The organism is Actinoplanes nipponensis (genome assembly GCF_016862275.1).
Lineage (GTDB): Bacteria > Actinomycetota > Actinomycetes > Mycobacteriales > Micromonosporaceae > Actinoplanes > Actinoplanes nipponensis.
In genome coordinates this window covers 26,023-40,817 of sequence record NZ_BOMQ01000065.1, presented here as the reverse complement: position 1 = coordinate 40,817, position 14,795 = coordinate 26,023, and the positions used below count along the sequence as shown (strand labels likewise).

Below are 14,795 nucleotides of genomic sequence, written 5' to 3'. Positions count from 1 at the left end.
ACGTGGTGAGTCGTCCGCACATTGCCGGGGTGCTGTACGACGATCTAGAGTCGATCCGCCAAGCCCCCCGGATGGAAGCGGCCGCCCATGACCCGCTTGAGCACGCTGCCGAGCACCCGCGAGCAGGCCCGCCGCGCCCTGCTGCTGATCGGCGCGCCCGCCTCGTGCCGCCTGGTCGCCGACGTGCACGGCGCGCTGTTCGACGGGGATCTCACCGTCGCCGCCCTCGTCGCGCTGCTGCGGGAGGAGGAACGCGCGCACCCGGCCGGCGATCCCACGGCGTGGCGCATCTGCCCGGCGCTGCGACCCGACCTGACCGCGGCCCGGGGCCAGCTCACGCTGTCGGCCTGGCCGGTCGAGGGCCGGGTCGCCACCCCGCCGGCCGACCTGCTGGCGGCGATCGTCCGGATCGCCGAGTTCGTCGCCATGCGCGAGGCCGCCGGCCTGGCCGCCACCCGTCTGCTGCGCCGCCTGGCCGACGAGGTGCCCGGCGGCCCGGAGGCGTACGCGGTGCAGCACCCCGCCGCGCTCGCCGACGCCGCCCGCACCGCCCTCGCCGCCGTCCCGGAAGTGCCGCTGGCCGCCGAGACCGTGCAACGCTGGGCCGCCCTGGACGAGCGACAGCGGCTCTTCGGCGTGCCGCGGGTGCCGCACCAGCGGGGCCGCGCGTGACCGCCGGCCTCGACCGACTCCGCGGCGGCACCCCGCCGAAGCGGCACAACGCCCGGACCATCGCCGCGCTCACCGGCAACCCCGGCTGCACCCGGCGGGCCGTGCTCGACGCGGCCGGCGTCGACAAGCCGAAGCTGGCCCAGCGGATCGGCTTCCCGGGCAGCTTCGGCCAGTCCCGGTTCGCCCTGGCCCGGGGCAACGGCTTCGAGGCGATGCTCAAGGCCGACGACTGCGCCCTGCTGCGCAAGGTGCTGACCGAGTGCCTGCAGCTGGACGCCGCCGGCGGGTACGACGACCTGGGCGAGGACGACGACGACACGCTGACGGCCCGGCACCGGCGTACCCGGGAACTGCTCGCCGGCGCGGCCGGCGCCGCCCTGATCGACCACCCGCTGCTCACCCTCGACGTGGCCGGTCAGCGGGTCTTCCTGGAACCGGACCTGATCGCCCTGCAGATCGAGGGCCGGCTGCACGTAGTGGAGATCAAGTCGTTCGCGATCGTGGACGGGCAGGCCGACAGCGCCAAGGTCTCCGCGGCGGCCGTGCAGGCGGCCGTCTACGTGCTCGCGTTGCGCCGGCTGCTCGCCGAGCTGGGCCACGACCCCACGCTGGTCAGCCACGACGTCGTGCTGGTGTGCACCGAGAACTTCTCGCTCCAGCCGGCCGCGGTGGTCCTCGACGTACGCAAACAGCTGTCCACCCTGCAGCGCCAGCTCGCCCGGCTGGCCTCGGTGTCCGAGCTGGCCGCCGCCCTGCCCGGGTCGGTCAGCTTCGACCTGGCGCTGGGCCCGGCCGACCTGACCGCCGCGCTGCGCCACGTCGAGGCCCGCTACGCCCCCGAGTGCCTGTCCGCCTGCGAGCTGGCGGTCTACTGCCGGCACGAGGCCGCGGGCAGCACCGCCGCGCTCGGCCGGCCGGTCCGCGACGCGCTCGGCGGCGTGGACACCGTGGCCGAGGCGCTGGCGCTGGCCGCCGGCACGGCCGAGCCGGCCGAGGACCAGGTCGAGGCGGCGGCGCTGCTGCGGGCCGCGGCCCGGCTGCGGGCCGAGCTGGCGTGAGTACGCTCACCGCCCTGGCCCGCGCCCAGGCCTACGCCGACGGCCGCGCCCAGCCCATCGCCACCGTCCGGCACCTGCACGTCCACCCCCGGCCGCTGGTGCTGATCCCGCTGGCCATGGCCGGGGAGGCGCACGCCCCGCTGGCCGCGCTGGTGGGCGCCGAGCGGTCGGCGCCGCGGCTGCTGATCGTGGCCCAGCCCCGCAACCGCGACCACCGCTTCGCCTTCGCCGCCGAACTGGCCGGCATCGTGCTGCCGTACGTGGACAGCTTCACCGCCGCGACCGAGGCGGTGGCGGTCGACCGGGGCCGGGACGTGCGGCACCGGTTCACCGACGCGCCGCAGCTCTGGGTGCCGAACACCGGTGGCGTCGACTTCCTGCGGCTGTTCGGCCGGTCGACGCGCTTCCGCAGCATCGACGGTGAGTACGCGGTGCCCCCGTCGGTCCCGCTGCTCGGGCGCTGGCTCACGTTCTTCGCCCACGCCGCCGAGATGCCCGGGTCGTCGTTGCTGCTCAACGCCGTACAGGCGCTCGGCCTGCACTGGGCGACCGGGCAGAGCGGCGCGGAGGACGCCCAGCTCGCGGCCCTGCTCGCCTGGATCTCGCCGCCGCCCGGCCGCACCGGCGCCGAGGCGGCCCGGGCGGCCGAGGATCCGGCGCTGTCCCCGCCGGCCGGGCCGGCCACCGACCCGGCCTTCGACAACCACGTGCTGGCCCCGCTGATGTCCACGGCCGAGCCGGACGTCGCGGCCCTGACCGAGGTGCTGCGCGCGCAGTTGCTGCCGACCTGGGAGCTCATGTGGCGCACCCTCGACCTGCTGCGGGAATTGCCGGCCGGCGCCCGGGTGGCGGGCCGGTGGGACAGCGACCGCGACACGTACTCCGGCTTCGTGCAGCACCTGGCCGAGGGCGGCCCGCCCCAGCCCCGCCGCGACGGCGCGGTGGCGGCGGCGGCCCGCCTGCACCGGCTGGAGAGCGCGGCCACCCGGTACGCGGTCCAGCGGGCCTTCGACGACCCCCTGGTGATGGCGGAGTACCGGCTCGTCGGCGCGGCCTTCGCGGGGGAGGTGACCCTGGCCAATGCGGACCGGATCGACGACACCGGCAAACGGCCGGTGCTGCGCCCGCGCATCATGGTGGTCACCGGCGAACCGGTCCGGGTGGAACCGGGCGCCACGCTGACCTCGCCGCAGCGACCGAGCCAGAAGGCCCTGGTGATCTCGGTGACGGCGGCCGGCGCGGACCGGACCGAGGTGCTGCTGGAGCTCTCCGGCGGCATGGGCCGCAAGTTGGTGGCCGAGCCCGGCAGCGTGCCCGCGGTGGGTGAGCGGGTGCTGCTGACGACGCTGAGCGAGGCGTACCGGCCGGGCGGGGCGTTTCCCGACCCGGACCAGACGCCCTGGACCCACGGCGGGCCGCCGCCGGCCTTCACCCCGGGGTCAGAGCAGGCGGATCAGTAGCAGGGCGATGTCGTCGGCGCGGCGGCTGGCCGCCTCGAGCAGCCGGCTGCACAGCTCCTCGCCCGGCACTGCCGGGTTGTCCCGCAGCACCTGCTCGATCAGCGCGATGCCGTCGTCGAGCAGCCGGCCCGGCGCCTCGACCAGGCCGTCGGTGTAGAGCACCAGGGTCGCGCCCGGCGGGATCGTGCGCCGGTGGGTGGCGCGCTCGTGGCGCGAGACCAGGCCGAGCAGCGGTTCCGGCGTGGTCCACCACACCTCCACCGAGCCGTCGGGCATCAGCACCAGCGGGGGCGGATGACCCGCGTTGGAGAACGCCAGCGTGTAGCGGTCGTCGTCGCGGCGCAGCCGGGCCAGCACGACCGTGGCGGCGGCGGGCACCCGCAGCCCGCGCAGGGCCTTGTCGAGCTGACTGAGCAGCGGGCCAGCCTCGTCGTCGCGGCCGAACGCGTCGCCGCGGACCAGGTTGCGCAGCTGCCCCATGGTGGCGGCGGCCTCGATGTCGTGGCCCGAGACGTCGCCCACCGCCAGCATCACCGACCCGTCCGGCTGGGCGAAGGCGTCGTACCAGTCGCCGCCGACCGCCGCGCCGTCCTGCGCGGGCAGGTAGCGGGCGTGCAGCTCGATGCCGCTGATCGTCGGCAGCTCGGTGAGCATGCTCTGCTGGAGCACCTCGGCGACGTGCCGCTGCTGGCGGTAGAGCCGGCTGTTGTCGATGGCCAGCCCGGCGCGGCGGCCGATGTCCGTGCCGGTCCGCTCGTCGCCCTCGCTGAACGCCGCCCGGGACGGCCCGTTGACCAGCGTGAGGGAACCCAGCACCCGGTGGCTCACCGGCGCCGTGATCGGCGCGACCAGGAACGAGGCGTAGCCCAGCCGCTCCGCCAGGGTGGCCAGCTCGGCATCGGTGGTGCGCTCCAGGATGTGCGCCGCGGTCTCGCCGTCGCGGCGGATCGGCCGGCCGGTGCGCTGGACCGCCAGCACGATCGACTTGGCGTTGAGCCCGGTGGCCATCAGCTCGGCGAAGCGCTGCACGTCGCCGGCCCGCTCCGGATCGCGGTGGGCGGCGGAGACGTGCCGGGGCATGCCGTCCGGGCCGATCAGCGAGATCAGGCACCAGTCGGCCAGCCGGGGGGTCAGTGCGCCGCCCAGCTCGCCCAGGGCCACGTCGATGTCGGTGGTGGTGGCCAGCGTCTCGGTCAGCTCGGCCAGCATCGCGAGCTGGTCGTGCGCGCCCTCGGCGTACCGGCGGGCCTCCTCGGCGAGCTCGCGGGAGATGCGCAGGCGCAACTCGGACGAGCACGCCTGGGCCAGGTCGCGCAGCGTCTCCAGCTCCGCCTTGCGCCAGGCGCGGGGCTTGGTGTCGATGGCGCAGAGCGAGCCCAGCGTGCGCCCCTCGGCGTCGGTCAGCGGCATCCCCGCGTACGCGACCACGCCCAGGTCGGGGATGGCCAGGTTGTCGCGGACCTGCGCGTAGATCCGCGCGTCCGGGAACACCTTGGCCTCGCCCTCGATGACCACGTGCTGGCAGAACGAGTGCGACAGCGGCGTCTCCCGCTTGGCGCTCCACGGCTCGGCCAGCCCGACCTGGCCGGGGAAGAACTGGCGCTGGTCGTCGACCAGGGAGACCAGCGCCACCGGGACGTCGAGCAGCCGCTTGACCAGGCCGGCGAACCGGTCGAAGGCCTCGTCGGGCTCGGCGCCGACGCAGACGCGCTGCAGGGACCGCAGGCGGGCAGGATCGCTCAGACCGTCCGCTTGTGCCGCGGCAGCCTCGACGTCCTCGGCCATGCACCCTCCACCCGTCGCCCCCCGACAGTCCGACAAGCCAGATTACCCGCCGTTCGCCGGGTCGGCAGTTCGGCGAACGGCGGCCGGCGGTCACGCCACGCTGCGCCGTCCCGGGTCCAGCGGCTGGCGGCGGCCGGCGGTCAGCCCGGAGCGGATGGTGCGGGTGGTCTCGGTCCGGCCCAGCCCGGCCCGGCGGGCCGCCGCGGCCAGTTCGCCGGTCACCAGCGCCGGGTCGAGCAGGCCCGCGCCGACCAGCCGGCCCAGCGCGAAAGCCGCGCGGTTGAGGGTGTCGTTGCGGGTGCCGACCGGCGCGCGGGCCACCCGGTCGGCCTCGGCGGCCAGCGCCACGGACGCGTACCGGTCGGGGTGGACGATCCCGCGCCGGTCGCCGCCGCCGGGCCGGCCGGGCGGCTCGGGGCCGGCGACCAGCTCCCGCAGCGCGGCGGGCGCCTCGGGGGGTGCGGCGCCGGGGCCGGTGACCCAGTAGTACGTGGTGCGGTCGGCGTGCCGGGACGGGGGCGCGACGACGTAGCCGCCCGCGCCCCGCCAGTCGACGCCGGGCAGCAGGCCGACGCGGTTGCCGTACCCCAGCGGCCGGAACCAGAAGTGCCAGCCGCCGCCGCCCGTGCGGACCTGCGGGCCCACCGGCATCGCGTCGCCGAGCAGGTGCCGCAGGCCGTGCCAGCCGCCCGGCGAGTCGACGTCGGCGACGTCCATCACGATGCCGGTGCGCAGCCCGACGTTCGCCGCCGGCCAGCGGGCCCACCACATCTCGATCCGGCGCGGGTCGACGCTGGCGTCGGTCAGGCCGTGGCGCAGCCGCGGATGCTTGCCCGGGCGCTCGCACTCCGGCCGGGCGCAGGAGCAGGAGCCGTCCGCCGCAGGCGAGTGCACCGGCAGGACGGGAATCCCGTGCCGGGCGTACGCGAGCGCGGCGTCGAGCAGCATTGGCACAAGTGTACGAACAAGAAGCCGGCGGCGCAGCCCGCGACGGGATCAGGCGGCCTCCGACGGCAGCGCCCGCAGCACGTGGGCGATGTGGTGGGAGGTGCTCCAGGCGATCCAGTTGGCCGCGCTGCCGCCGCCGCGGGCGCTGCGGGCCTGCCGGGCGATCTGCGCGTCGCCCCAGGAGAAGCGGGCGCCGGCGGACGGCCACTGCGCCGAGCCGACCAGCGTCCGGCACAGGTCGTGGCAGCGGTCGTCGCTGCGGGCGCCGCGCCGGGCCCACCGGTAGATCCACCAGTCGCGCTCGGCGGTGTAGCGCAGCGTCGGGAGCTGGCGGTGGCTGATGCCCAGGCGCCGTACCGGTGAGGTGACGCCGTAGTCGGCGTAGCCGATGCCCGGCTCGGACAACCGCGCCCACACCTGGGCGTCGAGGCGGCCGACCGGCACCGCCTCGTCGGTGGGCAGGTCGTCCAGGTTGGGCGGCATCGCCCCGGCGGCGACGCTGATCGAGCGCCATGGCGCGGTCCGGGCCCAGCGCAGCACGTGCCGGGCCCGCTCCTCGAACCGGTTGGCGTGCGCGGCGCAGGCGGTCTCGGCCAGGTCGATCACCAGGTCGACCCGCTCGGCGTCCAGGCCGGCCCCGGTCAGCAGCCGCTCGGCGGTGGCGGTCGCGGTGGCCGGATTGTGGGCGTCGCGGTGCGGCTGCAGCCGCAGCACGGCCCGCCCGAGGTGCATGCGCGCGGCCAGCCCGTGCTCGGCCAGCCGGCGACGGCTGTCGTACGCCCGCAGCACCGGCAGCATGGCGACGCCGAGGTCGGCGAGCTCCTCGGCGAGATCCAGCGGCGGCGAACAGAGCGGGTCGGCGGGCTCGTCGGCCGCGCTCAGGTCGACGGCGATGGCGCCCGTGCGGGGCGGCATCTGCCGGAGCAGCTGGGGCAGGCGGTCGCCGGGGGAGAGCTCGATGATCGGCATGACCCGGCCCGCGGCCACGGCGTCGAGGTGGTGCAGGGCGGCGAGTTCACCCCGCCGGGGCCGAAGAATCGGACGGTACACCCCATCGGTCATTCACTTAAAGTAGCGTCGGATATCCGACGAGTGACATTGTGGAGCGATTTAATCACCTTGGGGGAAGATCCGGGGTCCCGGGATGACCGGATACGGTGCGTCGGTGACCATGTCCCCCGAGCCCCCGGCCGCGGCGGCCGCCCGCGTCGTCGACGCGGTGCTGCGCGACCTCGCGACCTGCGAGCAGCGCGGCGTGGTGGTCGACTCACCGCCCGGCGCGGGCAAGAGCACCCTGGTGGTACGCGCGGCCGGCGTGCTCGCCGCCACGGGCGCGTCCCTGATGATCGTGGCGCAGACCAACGAGCAGGTGGACGACCTGATCGAACGGCTCGGGGCCAAGCACCCGGAGCTGCCGGTGGGCCGGCTGTCGGCGGTCGACTACGTGGCCTCGGAACGTGTCCGCCACCACCCGTCCTGCCGCGTCGGCGCGAAGGTCCCGGACCTGGGCGGCCCCCCGGTGACCATCGGGACCGCGGCGAAGTGGGCCACGGTCACCGAGGGCACCTGGCCGTGGGCGATCGTGGACGAGGCGTACCAGATGCGCTCCGACGCCCTGCTGCGCGTGGCGCCCCGCTTCGAACGCGCCCTGTTCGTCGGCGACCCGGGCCAGCTCGATCCGTTCTCGACGGTCGAGGTGGACCGGTGGACCGGCCTGAGCTGGGATCCCATGCAGAGCGCGGTGGCGGTGCTGCTGCGCCACAACCCGACGCTGCCGGTGCACCGCCTGCCGGTCTCCTGGCGCCTGCCGGCGTCGGCGGCGCCCGTGGTGGCGGCCGCGTTCTACCCCTTCACCGGCTTCCGCTCGGGCACCGGCCCGGCGGACCGCCGGCTGACCTTCACCGAGCCGGCCACCACCGAGCTGGACAGGGTGCTCGACGTGGCCGCGGCGACCGGCTGGGGCCTGCACGAACTGCCGGCCCGCTTCACCGTCCGCACCGACGCCGAGGCCGCGGCGGCCTGCGCCCTGATCGCCGCGCGGGCGCTGGCCCGCGGCGCGCTGGCGGAGTCGGAGACCGGCGCGGCGCCCCTGACCGCGGACCGGATCGCGATCGGCGCGGCCCACCGCGACCAGGTGGCGGCGATCCGCTCGTTCCTGCCGGCGTCCGCCCGCGAGATCACCGTGGACACGGCCAACCGCCTCCAGGGCCGCGAGTACGACCTGACAGTGGTGCTGCACCCGCTGTCGGGCCGCCGCGACGCGACCGCGTTCCACCTGGAATCGGGCCGGCTGTGCGTGCTGACGTCCCGGCACCGGCACGCCTGCGTGGTGGTGGCCCGGGCCGGGATCGCGGAGCTGCTGGACGCCCACCCGTCGACCGAACCGGTGCACCTGGGCGTGCCGGTGAAGTTCCCGGACGGCTGGGAGGCCAACCAGTCCGTGCTGGCCCACCTGGCCACCCTTTCGTGAACTGTCGTACCGGGCGTTTACGGTGGGGTCCATGTTCGATGGACCGGACCTGGACGCGGCCGAGCGCCGCGTCGACGACTGGCAAGCCGGCTTCGAGCAGCGCGCGGCGCAGGCCCGCGAGCTCGCCGGCCGGCTGGCCCAGCTGACCACCTCGGCCCGCAGCGACAACGGCCTGATCACGGTGACCGTCGGGGCGAACGGCGCGCTGACCGGCCTGGAGCTCGACGAGGGAGTGCGCCGGCAACCGGCCGCGGAGACCGCCCGGCAGATCCTGGCCACGCTGGCCGCCGCCCAGCAGGAGCTGACGGAGCAGGTCACGGTGGTCACCGACGAGACTGTCGGCGCCGACTCCGAGACCGGCCGGGCCGTGATCGCGTCGTTCCGCCGGCGGCAGCCGTGACCGGCGAGTTCGGGGTACGCCCCCAGGACCTCACGGCCCACGCCGGCCACGTCGAGGCCATCGCCGACCAGGTGACCACGGCGGCGGAGGCGGGCGCGGCGGTCCGGCCGGGCCCCGACGCGTACGGGAAACTCTGCGTCATGGTCCCGGTCATGCTGGGCGCCCTGCAGGACGTCGTGGTCGACGGCATCCGCGAGGCGGCCGCCGCGCTGGACGACACCGGCGCCCGCCTGCGCACCACCGCGGCGGAGTACGAGGCGACCGACGAGAGCCGCCGACAGGCGCTGCTGGGGATCCGGGACGCCATGTGACGGTCAACCCCCTGGTCGCGAGCAGCATCGACGAGCCGAGCCCCTGGGCGGGCGTCTGGATCGCCGAGGACATCGATTTGGTCGCGCAGGGGGTGCACAACGGCAGCTGGCTGGCCGGCACGCTCGGGCTGGCCGGCGCCGGCCTCGACGCCCTGGCGCTGGTGTCCGACCCGGTGGGCGCGCTGCTGCAGTACGGGATCGCCTGGCTGATCGACCACGTGCGACCGCTGTCGGAGGCCCTGGACTGGCTGGCCGGCGACCCGGCCCGGATAGCGGCCGAAGCGGCGACCTGGCGCAACGTCGCGGGATCCCTGACCGCCGAGGCGGAAGCGCTGGCCCACGCGGTCGAGGCGGACCTCACCGAGTGGTCCGGGGCGGCCGCGACGGCATACCGGGAATGGTCCGGCCGCCGCGAGCTGACCCTGCGCTGCCTGGCCCGGGCGGCGGAGACGACGGCCACGATCACGGCAGCGGCGGGAACGCTGATCGGCACGGTCCGCCTGCTGGTCCGCGACGCGGTGGCGACGGTGGTGTCGCGGCTGATCGCGTATGCGGGGGAGCTGATCGCGACGGCGGGGCTGGCTACGCCGCTGGTGGTGGAGCAGGTGACGAGCCTTTGTGCGGCTTGGGGGGCTCGGATCGCTCGGTGGTTGCGGTCGCTGATCGCGAGTCTGCGCCGGCTCGGGGAGGCCGTGACGCGTTTGGGTCGCGACGTCGACGACCTCAAGGGGGCGTCCCCGGGCAAGGGCGCCGGCACCGGGGAGCCGGTCAAGAGGCCGGAGGAGCCGTCGCGCAACGAGGAGGAACGGCTGCGGGCGCTGGGCATGGACCCGGCCGTCGGAAAGCTCCGACCCGAGGAAGTCGAAACCGCACAACGCGTTGAGCAGGCACTCGGGATCGAGCTGCGGCGCTCCGAGGACCCGAATGTGGATTGGGTCGACGCGGAGGGCAAGACATATGATTCTGTCGGCAATTTCGATGCTCGGTTCTTCGACCCGCAGTGGGAGAACCTCCAGAGCAAGATCATGGATCATTTGGAGAAGGCCGACGTGGTGCCTGTCGATGTGGCTCGATTCACTCCGGAGCAGGTGGCGAAGGTGGAGCGCTTCATCGCGGACAATCAGCTCGGGCCCCGCTGCTTCATTGTGGGTCGATGATGGCAGGCACGATCGCCGTGACGCCACAGGTCCGATGGTCGGCGGCCGGCTGGCTGTTCGACTGGACACTCGGGTTCCTGGCCGAACGAGTGACCGATCCCAAGGTCGCTGCCGGTATCAAAGAGGTCGTCAGCGAAAACCTCGGATGGCTCGGCCTGGAGGACTTCGGGCCCGGGGCAGCGCGGGAACTCCGCACGCTGATCGGTGAGCACCTCTTGACCGCGGCAGAGCAGGAACTGCCGGCAGAACTGACCAGCCGCTCCCAAGCGCTGAACCTCCTCGGCGAACTCGTCTCCGACGTGGGCGGCGTCAAACCGGCCTGAACCAGTGAGAGCCCTCGGACGTGTCCATGTCGGAGAGCGGCCGTGAGCGCGGGGTGACGGAGTGTCGGCCCGCGCCGGTATCCTCTTCGGGTTCGCGGCTCGAACGGTTCGGGTTCGCGGCTCGAACGGCGAGGGAGGCAGCGATGAGCGACGGCTCGATAGACGTGGAGACCGGCGGCCTCACCGAGTTCGCCGGCGACGTGCGGTTCTACGCCGAAGAGGTCGATCCGCTGGACGTGGACCGGACCCGGCAGTCGTTCTCCGCGGGGATCACCTTCGGCACCAGGAACGCCAGCGAGGTGGTGCTGGCGACCAAGGAGAACTACGCCCGGGCGCTCGCCAACTCGCTCACCAACCTGACCCGCTTCGTCGAGGCGGCAAAAATTCTGGCCGAAGCCGCCGAGCAGGCGGCCAACGACTACCGGGCCGTGGACGACCAGTCGGCCCGCAGCCTCAACAACATCAACTATCTGCTGACGACCGCGACGCGGCAGGCGCAGGCGGCCCGGCACTCCGGTGGCCGCCCGGTGCCCGACGTCCGGTACGACGGAGAAACGCCATGAGCGACGGCACGTTCCTTCCGAAGGGGGCGACGCCGTGGTCGTCCTACAACACGCCGCGGATCTGGGCGATGGTCGAGAACGAGGACGACCCGGAATCCTGGCGGCAGGTGGCCGCGCTGGGCTCGATGGCGGGCCTGCTGAAGGACCAGCGGTCGCGGCTCGAAGCGGCCAAGCAGAAGCTGATCGAGGCGTGGCCGCCGGAGCAGAACAAAGCCTCCGCCGCCTTCGTCGACCTGATGGACGATCTGCTCTTCAACATGGCGGAGAACAAGAAGATCGCCGATGCCAACGCCGCCGCCCTGGGACAGGTTCTTGAGGCATTGCGACAGGCGAAGGCGAAGATCGAACCGCTTTACCAGACTTACCGGGAGAAGAGCGACGACTGGGTGCCCGGGTGGTGGGACCACGCCGAGGACGAGCTCGACGAGAAGGCGCGCGAGCAGATGCGTCACGTCGAGCGGATCGTGGCTGAGCCCGACAACGTCATCGTGGCGCCCGATATCTACGAGTTCGGACCTCGGACCTACGTGGACCGTCCGATCGGTGGCCCCGGCGGTCTTGGGCCAGGGGCGAGCGCGACGCCGTTTGCCGCAAGCGGGTCCGGTGGTGGTCGCGTCGAGGTGCCACACAGCCCTCCTCCTCCGCTACCGGATCCCGGCACCGCGGGTCAGGGTGGTGAATCGCTTCCTGGTCCCGCCGACGTGACACCGGCGCCAGCCGGACCCTCGCTGGCCGGAGTCATCGCGCCGGCACCCGCTGTGTCGCCGGTTGCCAGTGCGCCGCTGCCGCCGGTCGGGACCGGGTCCGCGATCGTCCCGACCGTTCCGGGTCTGGTCATCGGCGGCACCGGGGGTGCCGGCGGACGGACCGCCTTCGGGGGCGGAGGACGGGTTCTTCCGGGGTCCGGGTTCGGTGGCAGCATGCCCGGCCGAGGCGGTGCCCCGGCCGTGAAGCCCGCCCCGCCTTCCTGGCTTCCGCCGGCGGCCGGCCAGCCGAATGCCCGGGGAGCCCGCGGCTCGGCTGGCCGTGGCGCCCGGACGCAGAACTCGATGATCCCGGGGACGCAGGCGCCGGGAAGTCGTGGCCGAAACGCAGAACATGGCCGGGAAGCCGGATTCGATCCCGACAATCTCTGGGCCACCGAGCAGGGCGTCACGCCGGTGATCGAGCCTTCCCGGGTGCGGTACCGGCATGATCCTGGCCCGGGCGTGATCGGGTGGCGGCAGTGAGGGCGGTCGCCGGGCGTCGACTGGCGGCCGCGACGTCCATCGGCCTGGCGATCATCCTGGCGGCTCCCGCGCCGGCCTCCGCGGATCAGCACCGCGACGAGCAGTGGTATCTGCAGAGTCTCCGCATCGCGCAGGCTCATCGCATCACCCAGGGAGAGGGCGTCACGGTTGCCGTTATCGACAGCGGCGTCTGGGCGGGGCACCCGGATTTGAAGGGTGCCGTGCTTCCCGGTTACAACGTGTTGGGAAAGGGCGACGGTCGGGAAGATCTGGAGGGCCACGGGACCGGGGTCGCCGGCATCATCGCGGCTAGAGGGCGTTCCGGAAATCGAGGCGTGCTCGGTGTCGCGCCCGCAGCCAAGGTTCTGCCTGTCTCGCCGGCCGGGAGCCCTCTGGTGGTTGCCAAGGCGATCGACTGGGCGGTCGAGCACGGCGCCAAAGTGATCAACATGTCGTTCCTCACAGCGGGGAGCGACGGGCTGGCGGCGGCGGTCAAGCGGGCGGCTGATTCCGACGTGGTGCTGGTCGGCGGGTCCGGCAACAACGATGAGGTCGGGACCGACAGCGAGTACCCCGCCGCTTACCCGGAGGTCCTCGCGGTCGGGGCGACGGATCGGGCCGGCAAGGTGGCGGCCTTCTCGCACCGGGGTCCGCAGCTGGATCTGACTGCGCCCGGCGTCGACATCGCCGTGGCCAACGGTGATCCCGGCCGGGAGTATCAGCGGGTCGAGGGCACGAGCGTCTCCACCGCGATCGTTTCCGGGGCAGCCGCTCTGATCAGGGCCGAGTACCCCGCGCTCACCGCCGCCCAGGTCGTCGATGTTCTCGAGTCGACGGCGGTCGACAAGGGAGACCCGGGGCGCGACGACGCCTACGGCTTCGGCGAGCTCGATGTGGTGGGCGCGCTCTCCGCAGCAGCAACTGTTGCGCCCGGCCCGACCACGTCCGCCGAGCCGGACGTCATAGCCGGATCGCGGGGCGGTGATGAGGGTCTGCCGCGCCTCGCGATCGCCGGCCTCGGCGTCCTCCTGCTGGCCGGCGTAGTGATCGCCCTGGTCGCCGGGCTGCGTCGCCGGTGACCGTCACGGCTTGAGCCAGGCCAGGATCTTCGGTCGGCACGTGCTCTCGACCTGCTCCCACCCCACCCCCAGCGCCGCCTCCGCCGCCTCCGCCGGCGCCGCGCCCTCCCGCACCACCCGCGTGAAGAACCCCAGCATCCGCGGTTCCCCGTACGTCTCGCCGAGGCAGCGCATCGCCAGGAACGCCATCGCGTAGTAGCCGAACCGTTCCGCCGGCTCGGCCGACCACTCCAGGTCGAGCCGGCCGGTCCAGTTCCGGTGTTCGACGTGCCAGCGGGCGTCGTCGACCAGCTCGTACGACCGTACCGGCGTTCCCGCGTACGCGATGTACTCGGCCAAACCCTCGACCGCCCATTCGTCGCGGTTGCCGAGCGTGCCGAGCAGGGTGGCGATGTGGCCGAATTCGTGGCGCAGCAGCCGTTCGTCGTCCGGGTCGGCGCCCAGGGCCGTCGCGTCGATGATGGCGAAGGCCGTTTCCTTGCTGGTTCTGTCCACGAAGGCCGCTGCGTCGCGGTCCTCGCCGACCGCTTCGCGCCAGTGTTGTTCGCCGGCCAGGAAGACGACGTACCGGCCCGGTCGCGGCCGGGTCACCGCGTAGCGGTCCGCCACCTGCGCCGCGCGTTCCGCCGCCGGCAGCCACGCCTGCGGTTGCGTCTCCTTCAGTTCTTCCACGGCGGCCACCACCACGCGCCGGCCCGTGGCGAAGGTCAGCGCCGCTCTCTTCCACGGCACCGAGCCGTCGGCGCCGGTCTGGTCGAAGGCCGTCAGGACGGCCCGGTCGCCGGAGATGAGCCATTCGGTACGGGCGGAGATGACGTCCCCGGCCGGCACGTACGTCTCGGGTGTCCGCGGGCAGGCCGGCGTCGAGAAGCACACCCGGATCTGGACGTCCGCCGACCATCTCGGACCCGTCCGTACCTGGCGGGCCCGGGGCAGCCAGCCCGACACCTGCAGCCCGCGCAGGTTCGCGTACAGCCGCAGCAGGTCCGCCGACAGGGCCGGGTCGACGTCGCGCAGCCATCCGCCGCGGTCGCCGTGCAGCAGCGCGGCGCCCTGCCGGTCCAGCGCCGTGCGGATGATGCGCAGCGCGTGCTGTTCGCGTCCCGCCAGGGCGCGGTTGCGGGCCATGCTGACCGCGAAGACGCCTCCGCACAGCAGCGCCAGCACGCCGAACAGCGCCAACCAGCGGTCCGTGCGCCGGGGCGGCGCCGCGGTGGTGCCGGCCGGGTCGATCACAGCCGGGCACGTTACCCGCTGGCGGGCCCGCCGACGAGGCTTGATCACTGTCGGTTGCTGTTCGCGGACCCGTCATCGTTTCGAAATATGGGAGAGCTTCACTG

General features: G+C 73.9%; 15 protein-coding genes. 11 read left to right on the top strand and 4 right to left on the bottom strand.

Annotated features, from left to right (window positions below; genetic code table 11):
- Positions 1-87 precede the first annotated feature (87 nt).
- Genes Ani05nite_RS28260 through Ani05nite_RS28250 form a run of 3 tightly spaced genes read left to right on the top strand, consistent with a single transcriptional unit; the run spans position 88 to position 3,190 of the window.
- Positions 88-672: a hypothetical protein gene (locus Ani05nite_RS28260; RefSeq protein ID WP_203773322.1), complete on the top strand. Its 585-nt coding sequence runs from the start codon at positions 88-90 to the stop codon at positions 670-672.
- Entirely contained in the window at positions 669-1,730 is a 1,062-nt protein-coding gene (locus Ani05nite_RS28255; protein ID WP_203773320.1) for a hypothetical protein, read from the top strand. The genes Ani05nite_RS28260 and Ani05nite_RS28255 overlap by 4 nt, the downstream gene beginning before the upstream one ends.
- Positions 1,727-3,190, top strand: coding sequence for a hypothetical protein (locus Ani05nite_RS28250; protein ID WP_203773318.1), 1,464 nt, complete (start codon positions 1,727-1,729; stop codon positions 3,188-3,190). Before Ani05nite_RS28255 ends, Ani05nite_RS28250 begins: the two co-directional genes overlap by 4 nt.
- On the opposite strand, the gene Ani05nite_RS28245 is transcribed toward Ani05nite_RS28250, so the two are convergent.
- From Ani05nite_RS28245 to Ani05nite_RS28235, 3 genes are all read right to left on the bottom strand, one after another.
- Positions 3,170-4,975, bottom strand: coding sequence for a SpoIIE family protein phosphatase (locus tag Ani05nite_RS28245; RefSeq protein ID WP_203773316.1), 1,806 nt, complete (start codon positions 4,973-4,975; stop codon positions 3,170-3,172). The genes Ani05nite_RS28250 and Ani05nite_RS28245 overlap by 21 nt on opposite strands.
- A gap of 90 nt (positions 4,976-5,065) precedes the next feature.
- Entirely contained in the window at positions 5,066-5,923 is an 858-nt protein-coding gene (locus Ani05nite_RS28240) for a bifunctional DNA primase/polymerase (RefSeq protein WP_203773314.1), read from the bottom strand.
- Positions 5,924-5,971: 48 nt separating this feature from the next.
- Positions 5,972-6,985, bottom strand: a complete 1,014-nt coding sequence (locus Ani05nite_RS28235) for a beta family protein (RefSeq protein ID WP_203773312.1) — start codon at positions 6,983-6,985, stop codon at positions 5,972-5,974.
- A 109-nt stretch (positions 6,986-7,094) separates the two neighbouring features.
- Here Ani05nite_RS28235 and Ani05nite_RS28230 point away from each other — a divergent pair, with 109 nt between their 5' ends.
- The 8 genes from Ani05nite_RS28230 (at position 7,095) to Ani05nite_RS28195 (ending at position 13,455) form a co-directional block, all read left to right on the top strand.
- Positions 7,095-8,393: an AAA family ATPase gene (locus tag Ani05nite_RS28230; protein ID WP_203773559.1), complete on the top strand. Its 1,299-nt coding sequence runs from the start codon at positions 7,095-7,097 to the stop codon at positions 8,391-8,393.
- A 31-nt stretch (positions 8,394-8,424) separates the two neighbouring features.
- Entirely contained in the window at positions 8,425-8,793 is a 369-nt protein-coding gene (locus tag Ani05nite_RS28225; RefSeq protein WP_203773310.1) for a YbaB/EbfC family nucleoid-associated protein, read from the top strand.
- Positions 8,790-9,104: a type VII secretion target gene (locus Ani05nite_RS28220; RefSeq protein WP_203773308.1), complete on the top strand. Its 315-nt coding sequence runs from the start codon at positions 8,790-8,792 to the stop codon at positions 9,102-9,104. Before Ani05nite_RS28225 ends, Ani05nite_RS28220 begins: the two co-directional genes overlap by 4 nt.
- Positions 9,101-10,261, top strand: a complete 1,161-nt coding sequence (locus Ani05nite_RS28215; protein WP_203773306.1) for a WXG100 family type VII secretion target — start codon at positions 9,101-9,103, stop codon at positions 10,259-10,261. The genes Ani05nite_RS28220 and Ani05nite_RS28215 overlap by 4 nt, the downstream gene beginning before the upstream one ends.
- On the top strand, positions 10,258-10,584 hold the full coding sequence (locus Ani05nite_RS28210) for a hypothetical protein (RefSeq protein ID WP_203773304.1): 327 nt from the start codon (positions 10,258-10,260) through the stop codon (positions 10,582-10,584). Before Ani05nite_RS28215 ends, Ani05nite_RS28210 begins: the two co-directional genes overlap by 4 nt.
- Before the next feature lie 143 nt (positions 10,585-10,727).
- Positions 10,728-11,147 carry a hypothetical protein gene (locus Ani05nite_RS28205; protein WP_203773302.1) on the top strand — a complete coding sequence of 140 codons (420 nt, stop codon included), beginning with the start codon at positions 10,728-10,730 and terminating at the stop codon, positions 11,145-11,147.
- Complete coding sequence (locus tag Ani05nite_RS28200) at positions 11,144-12,376, top strand: hypothetical protein (RefSeq protein ID WP_203773300.1); 1,233 nt, start codon at positions 11,144-11,146, stop codon at positions 12,374-12,376. Before Ani05nite_RS28205 ends, Ani05nite_RS28200 begins: the two co-directional genes overlap by 4 nt.
- A complete protein-coding gene (locus Ani05nite_RS28195) occupies positions 12,373-13,455 on the top strand; it encodes a S8 family serine peptidase (protein ID WP_203773298.1) in 1,083 nt (360 codons plus the stop codon). The genes Ani05nite_RS28200 and Ani05nite_RS28195 overlap by 4 nt, the downstream gene beginning before the upstream one ends.
- Positions 13,456-13,458: 3 nt before the next feature.
- Here the strand turns inward: Ani05nite_RS28195 and Ani05nite_RS41975 are convergent, their stop codons facing one another.
- Positions 13,459-14,691 (bottom strand): hypothetical protein, encoded by a 1,233-nt coding sequence (locus tag Ani05nite_RS41975; RefSeq protein WP_203773296.1) that lies wholly within the window; start codon positions 14,689-14,691, stop codon positions 13,459-13,461.
- Positions 14,692-14,795 lie beyond the last annotated feature (104 nt).

What these genes read in the sequence shown, in the direction of transcription:
- Ani05nite_RS28235 (WP_203773312.1), bottom strand. Translation starts at nt 6,985, where the DNA reads ATGACCGATGGGGTGTACCGTCCGATTCTTCGGCCCCGGCGGGGTGAA.
- Ani05nite_RS28225 (WP_203773310.1), top strand. Translation starts at nt 8,425, where the DNA reads ATGTTCGATGGACCGGACCTGGACGCGGCCGAGCGCCGCGTCGACGAC.
- Ani05nite_RS28260 (WP_203773322.1), top strand. Translation starts at nt 88, where the DNA reads ATGACCCGCTTGAGCACGCTGCCGAGCACCCGCGAGCAGGCCCGCCGC.
- Ani05nite_RS28245 (WP_203773316.1), bottom strand. Translation starts at nt 4,975, where the DNA reads ATGGCCGAGGACGTCGAGGCTGCCGCGGCACAAGCGGACGGTCTGAGC.
- Ani05nite_RS28240 (WP_203773314.1), bottom strand. Translation starts at nt 5,923, where the DNA reads ATGCTGCTCGACGCCGCGCTCGCGTACGCCCGGCACGGGATTCCCGTC.
- Ani05nite_RS28230 (WP_203773559.1), top strand. Translation starts at nt 7,095, where the DNA reads ATGTCCCCCGAGCCCCCGGCCGCGGCGGCCGCCCGCGTCGTCGACGCG.
- Ani05nite_RS28200 (WP_203773300.1), top strand. Translation starts at nt 11,144, where the DNA reads ATGAGCGACGGCACGTTCCTTCCGAAGGGGGCGACGCCGTGGTCGTCC.
- Ani05nite_RS28210 (WP_203773304.1), top strand. Translation starts at nt 10,258, where the DNA reads ATGATGGCAGGCACGATCGCCGTGACGCCACAGGTCCGATGGTCGGCG.
- Ani05nite_RS28205 (WP_203773302.1), top strand. Translation starts at nt 10,728, where the DNA reads ATGAGCGACGGCTCGATAGACGTGGAGACCGGCGGCCTCACCGAGTTC.